Origin of the sequence: Chryseobacterium phocaeense, assembly GCF_900169075.1 — a bacterium.
In the GTDB taxonomy this organism is placed as follows: Bacteria; Bacteroidota; Bacteroidia; order Flavobacteriales; family Weeksellaceae; genus Chryseobacterium; species Chryseobacterium phocaeense.
This window is the reverse complement of record NZ_LT827014.1, coordinates 1,064,479-1,079,140: the sequence shown is the minus strand read 5'-3', so window position 1 is coordinate 1,079,140 and position 14,662 is coordinate 1,064,479. Positions and strand designations below refer to the sequence as shown.

At 39.2% G+C, this 14,662-nt stretch carries 11 protein-coding genes; 5 read left to right on the top strand and 6 right to left on the bottom strand.

Translation table 11 applies throughout. The features are described 5' to 3' along the window. The 4 genes from B7E04_RS06410 to B7E04_RS06395 all read right to left on the bottom strand — a co-directional run bounded on the left by B7E04_RS06410 (position 1) and on the right by B7E04_RS06395 (position 5,061). Entirely contained in the window at positions 1 to 828 is an 828-nt protein-coding gene (locus tag B7E04_RS06410) for an endonuclease/exonuclease/phosphatase family protein (protein ID WP_080777867.1), read from the bottom strand. A gap of 308 nt (positions 829 to 1,136) precedes the next feature. Continuing rightward, positions 1,137 to 3,335 (bottom strand): M1 family metallopeptidase, encoded by a 2,199-nt coding sequence (locus B7E04_RS06405; RefSeq protein WP_080777866.1) that lies wholly within the window; start codon positions 3,333 to 3,335, stop codon positions 1,137 to 1,139. A 176-nt stretch (positions 3,336 to 3,511) separates the two neighbouring features. Beyond that, entirely contained in the window at positions 3,512 to 4,393 is an 882-nt protein-coding gene (locus B7E04_RS06400; RefSeq protein WP_062650725.1) for an SDR family oxidoreductase, read from the bottom strand. Between the two features lie 257 nt (positions 4,394 to 4,650). Beyond that, the gene (locus B7E04_RS06395) at positions 4,651 to 5,061 is read right to left on the bottom strand and encodes a DUF1573 domain-containing protein (protein ID WP_080777865.1); all 411 of its coding nucleotides are present in this window, start codon (positions 5,059 to 5,061) and stop codon (positions 4,651 to 4,653) included. A gap of 159 nt (positions 5,062 to 5,220) precedes the next feature. Here B7E04_RS06395 and B7E04_RS06390 point away from each other — a divergent pair, with 159 nt between their 5' ends. From B7E04_RS06390 to B7E04_RS06380, 3 genes are all read left to right on the top strand, one after another. Then, positions 5,221 to 6,480 (top strand): sensor histidine kinase, encoded by a 1,260-nt coding sequence (locus B7E04_RS06390; protein ID WP_080777864.1) that lies wholly within the window; start codon positions 5,221 to 5,223, stop codon positions 6,478 to 6,480. Positions 6,481 to 6,482: 2 nt separating this feature from the next. Then, positions 6,483 to 7,169: a response regulator transcription factor gene (locus B7E04_RS06385; RefSeq protein ID WP_080777863.1), complete on the top strand. Its 687-nt coding sequence runs from the start codon at positions 6,483 to 6,485 to the stop codon at positions 7,167 to 7,169. A 481-nt stretch (positions 7,170 to 7,650) separates the two neighbouring features. After that, positions 7,651 to 9,948, top strand: a complete 2,298-nt coding sequence (locus tag B7E04_RS06380; protein ID WP_080777862.1) for a GH92 family glycosyl hydrolase — start codon at positions 7,651 to 7,653, stop codon at positions 9,946 to 9,948. A gap of 440 nt (positions 9,949 to 10,388) precedes the next feature. Here the strand turns inward: B7E04_RS06380 and B7E04_RS06375 are convergent, their stop codons facing one another. Next, positions 10,389 to 10,766, bottom strand: a complete 378-nt coding sequence (locus tag B7E04_RS06375) for a winged helix-turn-helix transcriptional regulator (RefSeq protein WP_080777861.1) — start codon at positions 10,764 to 10,766, stop codon at positions 10,389 to 10,391. 107 nt (positions 10,767 to 10,873) lie between these two features. Between B7E04_RS06375 and B7E04_RS06370 the strand changes: the two genes are divergently transcribed. Next, positions 10,874 to 11,476 carry an FMN-dependent NADH-azoreductase gene (locus B7E04_RS06370; RefSeq protein WP_080777860.1) on the top strand — a complete coding sequence of 201 codons (603 nt, stop codon included), beginning with the start codon at positions 10,874 to 10,876 and terminating at the stop codon, positions 11,474 to 11,476. Between the two features lie 63 nt (positions 11,477 to 11,539). Here the strand turns inward: B7E04_RS06370 and B7E04_RS06365 are convergent, their stop codons facing one another. Then, positions 11,540 to 12,877 (bottom strand): dihydroorotase, encoded by a 1,338-nt coding sequence (locus B7E04_RS06365; RefSeq protein WP_080777859.1) that lies wholly within the window; start codon positions 12,875 to 12,877, stop codon positions 11,540 to 11,542. A 209-nt stretch (positions 12,878 to 13,086) separates the two neighbouring features. On the opposite strand from B7E04_RS06365, the gene B7E04_RS06360 reads away from it, so the two are divergent. Then, on the top strand, positions 13,087 to 14,541 hold the full coding sequence (locus B7E04_RS06360; protein WP_080777858.1) for a lipopolysaccharide biosynthesis protein: 1,455 nt from the start codon (positions 13,087 to 13,089) through the stop codon (positions 14,539 to 14,541). Positions 14,542 to 14,662 lie beyond the last annotated feature (121 nt).

Genomic DNA, 14,662 nt, shown 5'->3' with positions numbered 1-14,662 from the left:
CTAAAAAGCAAGTTCTGCCAGTACCGGAAAATGATCCGATGGATAGAGCAGATTCTCTCTTCTGTCATTGATATGTCTCTGGGATTTTATTTTGAACCCTTTTACGAAAATATAATCGATTCTGTCTTTAGGAATTTCATTCACATTGAAACCTGTGAATGTTCCTTTCGGACCGTAAGGTTTGGTTTCGGAATGATAAAAGCTGTCATTCAGATTCTGTGAAAGGATTTTTATCGGTTCGGAATCTTCTGTCAAATTAAAATCACCGGTTAAAGTTAGCGGAAGATTTTTAGGATTCATTTCTTTGATTTTTTTCAGAATAAGCTCGGAAGATTTCACTCTTGCCACTTTTCCGATATGATCGAAATGAAGGTTCATCGCAAGAAATTCCTTTTTAGATTTCTTATCTTTAAAAAAGGCATAGGTACAGATCCTGTTAAGTGCAGCATCCCATCCTCTTGAAGGAACTTCCGGTGTTTCCGAGAGCCAGAATGTTCCGGATTTTATGACCTGAAGCCTGTTCGTATCATAGAAAATGGCTGAGAACTCTCCTTTTTCTTTTCCATCGTCTCTTCCCACTCCCACATAGTCATAATTTTTAAGTCCGGCTTTGATATCTTTCATCTGTTCGGGAAGAGCTTCCTGAACGCCAAAATAATCGGGATGATAATAACTTAATAAATCCAAAGCATCCTGTTTTCTTTCCGGCCAGGCATTTTCTTTGTCTGAAGCCACATTCAGCCTGATATTAAAACTCATTACTTTTACATCCTGGGAAAATACCAATGTACAAAACAGCAGTAATACCATTGAAAACCTAAAATTCATAATCTTATTTTAATTAGAATAACAAAAATAGGATATCCTGATGAGAGGAGTGGTAACATTCGTATTAATTATGAGGGAAGCCAGAAGATGGAGGATGGGAGTTTATGGCGGACAGAATTGGTGATGAGGTTTAATTTTTATAGTTTAATATTTAAGGTTTAAGGTTTAATGCTTAATGTTTAATGTTTTCGGCAATATTGAACTGAAGGTCAATAGAACCTCAAGCTCCCCTCTTCCCTCTTCCCCTTCTCAACAAAAAACCGGAACTCCAATCCTGAAGTTCCGGTTGTCATACCACTTAGGTTATACTATTCTTTCGTAAACAGATATTCTCTTGCTCCCTGTTTGAAAGTAACTGTTTTTTTGTCTTTACTGAACAGAAGCACTATAGCAGCTTCTTCGAAAGTAAATTCATTACCTCCGGTGTATTTCAGGGGAAATTCCTGCTGATTTCCTGCTTTCAGATAAAGCTGTCCGCTCTTGTCTGTAAAAACCAGCTTGATCGGGTCACTTTTTATACCGTAGGTTCCTGTAAAATCTTTGGTATTAATCTTATCGACTGGCTTTTTATCAGCGGAAGGCCAGATATTATTGTTCATATTCACATCAGGAACCATTCCATCCGGATCCAGCATCACTTCTGAGATTTCTTTGGTTGAATTCACTTTAAGCAGCCATTCCGTATTCCGTTTCCAAACCTCAACAGGAATTTTCAGAATCTGTGTGGTTCCGTCTTTGAATTTCACCTGAACTGTAGTAGGCATCGGAAGCTGGCCGATATTCTCAACCGTGATCTGGGCACCGTTTTTAAAATCACCACCGGTATACTTCACGTCTTTAACAGCCTGATCGATCTTCCATTTATTGATGAACCAGCCTCTCCAGAACCAGTTCAGCTCTTCACCGGAAACATTCTCCATGGTATGGAAGAAATCCCACGGTGTAGGATGTTTGAAGGCCCAACGGTCAATATAAGTTTTAAAAGCTTTGTCAAATTTTTCAGGACCAAGGATGGTTTCTCTCAGAATCTGCATTCCTATTCCCGGTTTAAAATAAGCCAGTACGCCAATGCTTCTTTCCTTCATATTATCCGGTCCTACCATAATAGGTTCAATATTATCGCCCATCATAAAGCTCCCGCTTCTGGCAATGCTTTTCTTAGTGTAGTATTCTCCATTGTTGAATGCTTTGGTGGACAATTCATTGATAAAAGTATTGAACCCTTCATCCATCCACGCAAACAGCCTTTCGTTGGAACCTACAATCATCGGGAACCAGTTGTGCCCGAATTCATGATCCGTAACTCCCCAAAGATCTTCACCCGCAGAATCCATATGACAGAAAACAATTCCAGGATATTCCATTCCACCTTCGTTTCCTGCTACATTGGTTGCGGCAGGATAGGTATACTCATACCATTTCTGGGAGTAATGCTCAATCGCTGCCTTTGTATATTCTGTAGATCTTCCCCAGGCTTTTTCACCCCCGCTTTCAGCCGGATAAGCTGATATGGCCAAAGATTTTTTACCACTCGGAAGATTAATTTTTGCAGCATCCAGGATAAATGCCGGTGACGATGCCCACGCAAAATCTCTTGTTTTCTCTATTTTAAAGGTCCATGTTTTGGTACCTGAAGCCTGATTTTTGCCAATCTCAGATTCAGGACGGATCATTACTGTTTTGTCACTGTTTCTGGCCTGTTCCCAACGGTTATTTTCTTCTTTGCTGTATACATCCTTGTAGTTCTGCAGCTCTCCTGATGCTACCACATAATGGTTGGCAGGTACGGTAATATTGGCCGTAATATTTCCATATTCCAGATAGAATTCTGATGCACCCACGTACGGAAGCGTATTCCAGCCCATCACATCATCATATACGCACATTCTTGGGTACCATTGCGCCATGGTAAATATCTTCCCGTTTTTTGTTTTTTGCACCCCCATCCTGTCCGATCCATATTCGGGAGAAATAAAGGTATACTCGATTTTGATTTTGGCAACACCTCCTTTCGCTTTCAGTTCTTTAGGAAGATCAATCTGCATTCTGGTATCAGTAACGGTATATTTTACAGATTTACCATCCAGCATGACAGATTTAATTCTGTAACCCCCGTCCAGATCTTCACCATGAGCCCCATTTCTGCTTCCTGATGGCGGAACTACTGCATTTCCACGGGATTCTTTTGCAAACAGATTCTGATCCAGCTGCAGCCATAAAAAGCCCATCTGATCCGGACTGTTGTTGGTATAGGTAATTTCAGCAGTCCCTGAGATTTCATTTTTAGCTTCATTCAGGCTTACATTCAGATTATAATCTGCTGAATTCTGCCAATAGGCATGTCCCGGTTGTCCGCTTGCAGACCGGGTTTCTGTACCTGTCTGCGGATAAAAGAAAGGTTTGAAGGCCTCCACGTAACTGTATTTCGGAGTTTCCTGAGCCAGAGCAGACCCCGAAAATAGGAATAGGGCTGCTGCTACAACCAGACCTTTAAGTTTATAATTCATTTGAAAAAAGTTTAAATAATTTCAGGATAAGTTATAAAAAATCCCGGAATCGTTACAAATCCGGGAGGCTTTTATTGAAATTTAATTGATCTGAGTGTGATGTCGGGAAGTTTGAAGTCCGGAAACAAATACAATAGTACTTCCAGCTTCCTTCTTCCATCATCCTGTCTTGTCATTTAATTTGATTTTTTAGATTTAATCATCGCTTCAAGCGCATCCCACATTTCCTTTGGAATATCTTCAAGCATATTGAATTCTCCGGCACCCTGCAGCCATTCTCCTCCATCTATAGTCACTACTTCCCCGTTCATATAAGCTGAATAATCCGAAACCAGATAAGCAGCCAGGTTGGCAAGCTCCTGATGCTCTCCTACCCTTCTCAACGGAACTTTTTTCCTCATATCAAATTTTTCCTGAAGATCTCCGGGAAGAAGTCGGTCCCAGGCTCCTTTGGTAGGGAAAGGTCCCGGTGCAATGGCATTAAAACGGATTCCGTATTTTGCCCATTCCACGGCAAGCGATCTGGTCATGGCCAGAACTCCCGCTTTTGCACATGCTGACGGAACCACATACGCAGAACCTGTCCATGCATAAGTAGTCACAATATTAAGAACCGTGCCCGGCGTTTTAGAATCGATCCAGTGTTTTCCTACGGAAAGTGTACAGTTCTTTGTTCCTTTTAAAACAATATCCAGAATAGAATCAAAAGCCGAATGGGTAAGCCTTTCCGTTGGCGAAATAAAGTTTCCGGCAGCATTGTTCAATAAGATATCAATTCTCCCGAATTCTTTTATTGCAGCTTCTTTCATAGCTTCCACCTCATCCCAGTTTCTTACATCACAAGCTACGGAAAGCACTTTACCGCCAGTTTCATCTTCCAGCTCTTTAGCAGTAGCCTGCAGTTTTTCCAGATTACGGGAAGTGATCACTACTTTTGCCCCCAGTTCCAGGAAATACTTCGTCATTGCTTTTCCAAGACCGCTTCCGCCTCCCGTGACAATAGCTACTTTATCTTTTAATGCACCTTCGCGTAACATCGGTTGTGTATATAAATTCATATAATTTTATTTTTTCTTAAAAATACTAAATATTGAATTCATGCCATTTAAAATAATGGGATAAATAATAATGTTATAAATAGCTATTCTCCATTTCTCTATGTAAGTTGCTGGATGGAGCGAACTGATAGCAGCTGAATAATCTCGCGCAGATTTTACAGATTATGCAGATTATAAAATATAAGGATCTGCGGGAGAAAATAAAAAAAGCCGCTTCACAGTTTGTGAAACGACTTTCTTATAATTACAAGATTAAATTATGAAACCACCACTCCTTTAAACGAAAGGGTTTTTGGAGTCTTGCTATCGCTGGTTGTTACATTTACGGTTTTCATGAATGCTCCAGATGCAGCTGCGTTATAGCTGGCTTCAACAAATCCTTTTTTTCCTGGCAGGATCGGAGTTTTTGTATAATCCGCTGTTGTGCATCCGCATGATGGAGCTACATTTTCTATAATGATAGGTTTTGAACTGGTATTGGTAAATTCAAATCTGATCAATTTCGGTTTTCCCTGAGGAATATTTCCTACATCAATAGATTCTGATTTCCATTTAATGGCATCTGCTAATTTTGTTACTACCGGATTGCTGTCCACCGGAAATACATTGGCATAAAACGGTGAGAACGCCAGTACTGCCAAAAGGGCTGTGATTTTTAAATTTTTCATGAGTATAAATTTTATAGAGTTAAATATGATGATCTGATTGAATATGACAAATGTAAACCGGATAACCAGTACAAGTTGTTAACCGCTACCAAACATTTGTTAACGAGTTGTTAATGATAAAAGATTAATAGATATTTTTGGATAATATTGTTTCAGGAAATGAAAATCAAAAAGCTCAATATTATTATCACACTGGGATTCATTGCTATTATCGGAATTTTAATAGCCCAGCTTCTCTGGACCCGTCAGGCTTATAATCTTGAGGATAAAAAATTTAATCAGAAAGTAAATATCGCTTTACTGGAGGTGGCGGAAAAATTATCCGGAGGAAAAGCGGCTTACACGGAAAGCCCGGTACAGGCTATTTCGAATGATTATTATGTTGTCAATATCAACAATGAATTTCATCCGGTTGTGCTGGAACATTATCTGAAAACAGAATTCACCCGTTTCCAGATCAATACCAACTATGCCTACGCCCTGTACAATTGCCACAGTGATAAAATGGTGTACGGAAAATATATTTCGACGCATCAGGAAGCTCCCAACCACAAAGTGATCAATTTCCCGAAACATAAAAACCTGATCTATTATTTTTCGATCCGTTTTCCTGATAAAACCACTTACCTCATCAGCTCCTTAAGATTCTGGTACATCCTTACCGGCGCTTTGATCATTATTCTCCTGGTATATGTGTATTCGATATATACGATTATCCAGCAGAAAAAGTTTACTGAGCTGCAGCGCGATTTTATCAATAATATGACTCATGAGTTCAAAACTCCTTTATCTTCTATACTCTTAGCTTCAGAAGCCCTTAACAAGCAGGATCTGGTACAGGAAAATTCCAGGCTGCAGACCTATACTTCCATTATCATCAATCAAAGCTACAAACTGAACAGCCATATTGAAAAAATACTGAATATTGCCAAAAATGATTCTTCCGGACTCTCTTTAAAGCCTCAGAAAATCATGCTTCTTCCTTTTATCCAGGAAATTGCAGATACGATTCAGCAAAAGAATGAGCATCTTAGTATCCATATTGATATTGACAGCAGCACTTCAATAATGGCAGATGAATTTCATTTCACCAATATCATTTACAACATCCTGGACAACTCCATCAAGTATTGTGAAACAAAACCTGTTATTACCATATCGTCCTATAAAGATTCAAAAGGGCTATCTTTAAAGTTTAAAGACAACGGAATGGGCATTCCCGCAAAAAATATTCCTCATATCTTTGACAAGTTTTACCGGGTGAGTACCAGAAAAAGTGAGGAGATCAATGGTTTCGGGCTGGGATTATTTTATGTAAAGAAAGTAGTCCAGCAGCATAACTGGAAAATATCGGTTGAGAATAATACGGACAAAGGCATTACCACCACGCTCTTTTTTCCGTTTAACAATAAGGTGTGAACATGGAGAAATCTAAAATTTTATACGCAGAAGATGATAAAACCATAGCCTTCCTGATCCAGGACAGCCTGGAAAGCTATTATGACATCAACTGCTATCCGGATGGAAAATCTGCACTGGAAGCATTCCACAACGGAAGTTTTGATATCTGCCTTCTGGATATTATGATGCCGGAGCTGAACGGGTTTGAAGTTGCTGAACAGATCCGCAGTAAAAACTCTGAAATTCCCATTATTTTTATTTCCGCTAAAGCCCTGAAAGAAGACCGGATCAAGGGATTGAAAATTGGCGCCGATGATTATCTCGTAAAACCCTTCAGCATTGAAGAACTGATCCTGAAAATTGAAGTTTTCCTGAAGCGTACAAAGAAAACAGATCCTTCACCTCCAAAGTACACAGTAGGAAAATATGATTTCGATCCGAAAAACTATACCCTGCAAACTCCGGACAGCAGAATCACCCTTACCCAGCGGGAATCTGAACTGCTGTTATATTTCATCCACCACAAAAATACCGTTCTGAAAAGACAGGATATCCTGAAAGCCATATGGGGAGATGATGATTATTTTATGGGCAGGAGCCTGGATGTTTTTATTTCCAGATTACGGAAAGTGCTGGCGGATGAGCATAATATTCTGATTGAAAATCTGCATGGGATAGGTTTCCGGTTTTCTGAAAAAAATATTTAAACTTTTATTTCTATAACCATTAAGATTGATTCATTTTTCTTATCTCGCAGATTAAATAGATTCAGCAGATCTTGTAGGATGCTAAATAAAAATCAAAGATTTAAAAAAAACTAATGTGTTCTTTTTATTGATCATTTATTGCTCTTAAAGAAACTTAAGTGTTCGAAAACTTTTGTGACTTTTGTGGTTAGTAATTGTTAAACCAGGGATCTCTCAGGTTTTCACAGATGCTTGCAGATATTTTTGAAACATTAAGAAGAGTGAAGGAAATAAGGATAGTTAAGGGAAAAATCTGAACATTTTTTAAGTCGTGAGCTTTACAAACTTATTATTCTTAAAAGCTTAAATCAATCTTAATGTTTCAAAATAATGATTTCTTCATCAATTTAACATAGTGGTCAAAGAATTTTATTCAACTTAAAGCAATAAATGATTATTCTTTGATTTTTGATTAATTTTAACCTTTGAAAATTTCTTATTAATGAAAAAGCACGGAACCACTGTTTTTCTATTTCTTCTGTTTTTCAGTTTACATCTTAAGGCTCAAAAATTTGAAAAATTAATACAATACGTCAATCCGCTGATCGGGACGGAAAAAATGGGACACACATATCCCGGGGCAACCGTTCCTTTCGGGGCAGTGCAGCTAAGCCCGGAAACGGACACCATTTCCTATGAGCTCAACGGAAAATACAATGGTGAAGTATATAAATACTGTGCAGGCTACCGATATGAGGACAAAACCATTGTGGGCTTCAGCTCTACACATTTCAGCGGAACCGGGCATTCTGACCTCGGGGATTTTTTAATCATGCCGACCGTAGGAAGGCTGCAGCTGAATCCGGGAACTGCGTCTCATCCTGAAAACGGCTACAGAAGTAGATTCTCCCATGAAAATGAAAAAGCGGAAGCCGGCTATTATAAAGTAAAACTGGATGATCATAATATTCTGGCGGAACTTACAGCTTCCACGAGAACAGGAGTTCACCGTTATACCTTTCCAAAATCTGACCAGGCGCATATTATTTTAGATCTGACAGCCGGAATTTATAACTATGACGGTAAAAATGTCTGGACCTATGTACGCGTGGAACAAGATGGCACGGTTACAGGTTACCGCCAGACCAACGGATGGGCAAGAACCAGAACGGTTTATTTTGCGATGAAATTTTCAAAACCTTTTAAATCATACGGGCAGAAAAATTTTGATGGACCGCAGGTTTACAGAGGATTTTGGAGAAAATTCGACCAAAACAAGAACTTCCCTGAGATCGCCGGAAAAAACCTGAAAATGTTTTTCGATTTTGACACCCGGGAAAATGAAGCCATAGAAATAAAACTGGCCATATCCCCGGTAAGCCAGACCAATGCTCTGGAAAATCTGGATAAAGAAACCGGCAATCAAAATTTTGACCAGATAAAAACTCTGGCACAGGAAAACTGGAACAAAGAACTTAATAAGATAGTTATCAAAGGTTCAGACACAGAAAAAACCAACTTTTATACAGCGATGTACCATACGTTCATCAGCCCTACTACTTATATGGACACCAATGGGGAGTATAAAGGGCTGGATCAGAATATTCATAAGGCAGAAGGTTTTACCAACTACACTACCTTCTCGATCTGGGATACCTACCGTGCGCTTCATCCTTTCTTCAATATTATCCAGCCAAAACGGAATAACGATATGGTAAAATCCATGATGGCCCATTATGATCAGTTCTCTATGAAAATGCTTCCTATCTGGTCCCATTATGCCAATGACAACTGGTGTATGAGCGGTTACCACAGCGTAAGTGTTGCAGCAGATGCGGTGATCAAAGGAAACTATACCGGTGATGCGAAAGAAGTTCTGAAAGCCTGCATCGCGACAGCCAACAAAAGAGATTACGAAGGAATAGGATATTATATAGATATGGGGTATATCCCGGCGGATAAAAACGGAACTTCTGTTTCCAATACGCTGGAATATGCTTATGATGACTGGGCCATTGCGCAGCTCGCAAAGCATCTGGGTGAAACGGAAATCTATAATCAGTTTATGAAACGCTCTGAAAACTGGAAAAATAATTTCGATCCTCAAACGGGATTTATGCGGCCGAGACTAGCTGATGGAAGCTTCAAAAAAGATTTTGATGTCCTGAGTACACACGGACAGGGCTTCATTGAAGGAAATTCCTGGAATTACAGCTTTTTTGTTCCCCAAAACCCGGACGGTCTGATCCACATGATGGGTGGAAAGAAAAAATTTGCTTCAAAGCTGGATGAATTGTTCTCCATGCATCTTCCCGATGAGTTTTTTGCCGATACAGAAGATATTACCCGGGAAGGAATCATCGGTGGCTATGTTCACGGAAACGAACCGGCTCACCATGTGGCCTATTTTTACAACTGGGCGGGACAACCTTGGAAAACACAGGCCCAGATCAGAAGTATTCTTGATATGCAGTATAAAGCAACACCAGACGGTTTAGGTGGAAATGATGACGCAGGGCAGATGAGCGCCTGGTATATTTTAAGTTCACTCGGGTTTTACCCTGTTGCCCCGGGATCTGAAGATTACGCTATAGGAAGTCCGGCTGTAGACCATGCCGTTTTAAACCTGGAAAACGGGAAAACATTTGAAATAGAAGCAGTAAACCAAAGCCCGAAAAATGTGTATGTTCAGAAAATCATTTTGAACGGAAAGGAAATTAAAAATTTCACCTTAAAACATTCTGAAATTGTGAATGGTGGAAAGCTTACATTTCATATGGGTGCCAAGGCGAAAAAATAATTTGTTTAAACACTAATTTCACAAATACTTTGCACAAATTTCACAAATTTAAAATGTAAGAATTTGTGGGGAGAAAAAATAAAAACGACTGTTTATTGCAGTCGTTTGCTTTTTATATGTTTTGGCTAAAGCCCGTTCTTATTGATATCATCAGATTAAAGTTCCCATCAATATAATTAGATTGAAATTATAATTTAACCTGAGTTCGGGATAACAAATTTCTGTTTTTATAATGTTGTCTGGAAGTTTAAAGGATGAAGAGGGAAGTTGTTGAAGTCTGAAAGCAGAACTTTACAGCAACTTTATTAATTTTTAAATCCAGATTTGATCAAATTCCATGACCGGCGTTTAATATAAATACCTGGTATTAACTTCCAGCCTCCCTCTCCCTGCTTCCAGCCACTTCATGTGAAATTTTTTTATCCCGAACTCAGGTTAATTTACAGCATCTCTTCTTTAATTTTCCGCTTATGCGTTTTCCCCCACTCCGAAAGCGCGATGATAACGGGTTTCAGTGTCCGGCTGTAATCTGTGGAGATATATTCTACCACAACCGGAGTCTGTTCCGCATGAACCACTCTTTTTACAAAACCATTTAATTCGAGATCTTTCAACTCATTGGAAAGCACCCTTGCTGAAATACCATTGATTGTTCTTTGTAATTCATTAAAACGGATGTTTCCATGTTCCTGCAGAACAATGATGATCTTCAGCTTCCATTTTCCACCGATCACATAAATGGCATCTTCCACTGAGGAAAGATTTTCAGAACATTTTCCCGTAAACAAATGCTTTTCTAAAACCACAGAATTTTCCATACACTTCAATTAACTAACAAAAAGGTTAGTACTAACCTTTTGTTTACTACTAACTTTTGATAAGCAAATGTACATAATTTTGCTAAAGAAATTTTAATTAAAAAAAAATGAAAAACATACTTCACATTATTTCAAGTCCGAGAGCTGAAATATCTGCAAGCAGAAAATTAGGAAATGCAGTGATCGAAAAAATTCAGGAAAAATATTCAGATACTGCCGTAAAAGAACGTGATCTGACGAAGAACCTGGTTCCTCTTCTGGAAGAGGTGCACATCAATACTTTTTTTTCGCCGGCAGAAAGTTATTCTTCCGAGCAGCAGGAAATCAACACCTATTCTGAAGAACTGATCTCTGAATTGAAGGAAGCAGATATTATTGTTATTGATTCCCCAATGTACAATTTTTCTGTCCCGGCCACACTCAGAGCTTATTTTGACTTCACTTCAAGAGCAGGATACACGTTCAAATATGATGAAAATGGTCCTCAGGGGCTTTTAGACAACAAGAAACTGTATATCGCTTTTACTTCCGGGAATATTTATTCGCAAGGTCCTTACCAGATTTATGATTCCAATGTTCCGTACATCAAAAACGTTTTCAGTTTCTACGGGGTCACGGATGTAAGTGTTTTCCGCGCAGAGGGTTTAGCTATCCCCGGAATTCAGGAAACTTCTTTGGAAAAGGCCATTGAAGGGATCAGGATTGATTAATTTTTTTAAAACAGACGCTAGAAAAACGAAGCCTTTTCAAATTTGAAAAGGCTTCGTTTTTATTTATTCCTGAACTTCAAAAAGCAAACGCTCTCCGAATTTCTGTTCATTTATTTTCCCGTTGTCATATACCAGATGTCCGTTCACAAATGTCTGCGTCACTTCAGAATGCAGATTCATCCCTTCCAGCGGGCTCCATCCGCATTTGTAAAGGAGATTGTCTTTAGCTACGGTCCAGTCGGCATTCAGATCAACCAAAACAAGATCTGCCTTATATCCTTCGCGCACAAAACCTCTTTTTTCAATTCTGAAAAGAATAGCAGGATTGTGGCTCATCTTTTCAACGATCTTTTCCAGAGAAATTTTTCCATTCCTGTAATTTTCAAGCATCACAGCTAATGAATGCTGGACCAATGGTGCTCCTGAAGGGCATTTGGTATAGGTATTCTGCTTTTCTTCGGCTGTGTGCGGCGCATGATCTGTTGCCACTACGTCAATTCTTCCATCCAGAAGAGCTTCCCAGAGCCCGTCCTTGTCATGTTGTGTTTTTACGGCAGGATTCCATTTGATCAGGGAACCTTTCGTTTCATAATCGTCATTTGTAAATGTCAAATGATGAACACACACCTCGGCGGTAATTTTTTTGTCTTTTAAAGGAATATCATTTCGGAAAAGTGCTGTTTCCTTCGCTGTTGACAGATGAAAGACATGAAGTCTTGCTCCGGTTTTTTCGGCCAGTTCAATCGCTTTTGAAGAAGATTTGTAACAAGCCTCTTCACTTCGGATCATATGGTGGAATTTCACAGGAATATCTTCTCCGTATTCATCAAGATATTTCTGGGTATTTGCCCTGATGGTGGCTTCGTCTTCACAGTGAACGGCAATCAGCATTTTGGTACTGCTGAAAATATTTTCCAGGGTTTCCGGATTGTCTACCAGCATATTTCCGGTAGAGGAACCTAAGAATAATTTGATCCCCGGAACATTTCTCGGATTGGTTTTTAAAACTTCCTCCAGATTATCATTGGTCCCGCCCATCATAAAACCGTAGTTGGCGTAAGCTTTCTGAGCCCCAAGTTCATATTTATCAGCCAGCAATTCCTGGGTCACTGCATTCGGAACCGTATTCGGCTGGTCGATGAAGCTTGTGATTCCTCCGGCAATGGCTGCTTTGGATTCGGTTTCAATATCTCCTTTATGCGTCAGTCCGGGATCCCTGAAATGCACCTGATCATCTATAACACCGGGCAGAAGATATTTTCCGGACCCGTCAATGATCTGATCTGCATCTTCAGAGATGGAGCGTTCTATTTTGGAAATCAGGTCATTTTCTATTAAGATATCGCTTTCAAAGATCTGGCCTTCGTTTACGATATTTACGTTTTTGATTAGGGTCTTCATTTTACTTTTAGAAATTAGATGTTAGAATTAGAAGTTAGAAAAGCACTCAGTTACAAATTACAAGTGAATATTGGCACCTCCACCGCTAATTTCTAACTTCTAACCTCTAGCTTCTATTAATAAGCAAAATTAAGGTTTATGAATGAATTTTAATGCCGCAGATTATAAATCAATTTCTAAATATTTACATTTGCATAAAATTTCCGAATTTGTATAAGAAGTTATTTGGTCAGACCGCCGTATACGGGCTTAGTTCAGTATTAGTCCGTATTTTCCCGTTCATTATTGCACCAATCGTTACGAAGGCTTTCGGGCCGGCTGCTTCGTCCCCTTTTGTGGACTGGTATTCCATTGCAGGTGTTATCACCGTATTGCTCACGCATGGAATGGAAACCTCATTTTTCAGGTTTGCACAGGAAGAAAGCATTGACAAGAAAACATTGATCTCCACATGTTCGGTGAGCATCATCAGCATTGCTCTGATCTATCTCGGTTTGGGATATGTCTTCAGGAACGAATTGGCTATCGCGTTTGAGACTCCTGACCAGGTCAATTATCTGGTTATATTCTTATTTATATTATCCCTGGATGCTTTTTCAACCATCCCATCCGCAATATTAAGGTTGCAGGGGAAAGCATTTAAATATATGTTTTCCAAAGTAGCCGGATCTGTGGTGTACTTTTTACTGGTGGTATTTTTTATCAAATGGCTTCCCAAACATCCTGAAGGAATTCTGGGTTTAAAGTATGACCCACAAATAGGAGTAGGCTACGTGTTCATCGCCAATCTGGTACAGAGTATCATCACGCTGCTGATTGTAGGAAAAGAATTTTTCAGCTTCAGCATTTCCAAATTTGATTTTAATTTATGGAAACGAATTATGAATTATTCCTGGCCGGTGATGATCGCAGGCCTTGCCGGAATTGTCAACCAGACGCTTGACAGGCAGTTTCTGAAATATCTCCTTCCCGCTGATGAAGCACGCCACCAGATCGGAGTCTATGGCGCTGTTTATAAAATTGCAACATTTATCACAGTGTTCCGACAGGCATATCAGTTGGGGATAGAACCTTATTTCTTTTCAAGTTTTAAGAATAAGGATTCCCATAAAACCTATGCAGTCCTAATGGATGTGTTTGTGATCTGCAGCTGCATTATCTATATGGGATTGATGGTCAACCTTCAGTGGATTTCAGAAAAATACCTGAGCAACCCGCTGTATTATGAAGGGATTGAGATCATTCCATTTGTGATGCTGGGAGCTTTATTTCTGGGAATATACCTGAACCTTTCTATCTGGTATAAATTATCTGACCAAACCAGAGTCGGATTGTATATTTCAGTAATAGGGGCATGCATCACCATTTTCATCAACTTTTTCTTTATTCCGGAATACGGATACTGGGCAAGTGCCATGGCTGCCCTGATTACTTTTATGTCCATGATGGTAATTTCCTATATCTGGGGACAGAGGCAATACCCTATTCATTATAATACCGGGAAAATTGCCCTTTATCTTTTCTTCACCATTACCTGCTCGCTGGTCTCTTTTTACTGCTTCCGAACCAATTATTTTGTAGGAAATTTATTCCTGCTTCTTTTCATTGGTCTGGTAGCTTATAAAGAAAAAGCTATTGTATCTAAAATAATAAAAAGGTCCTAAAATTCTGGCCCTTAATTTGCTATCATTGAGTTCTTAAAAAAATTAAACACTGGTTTATAAAGATGATAAATAATACGTCCACCACTCGTTTTAATTATTATCTTTAACCTGATCAAAAGTA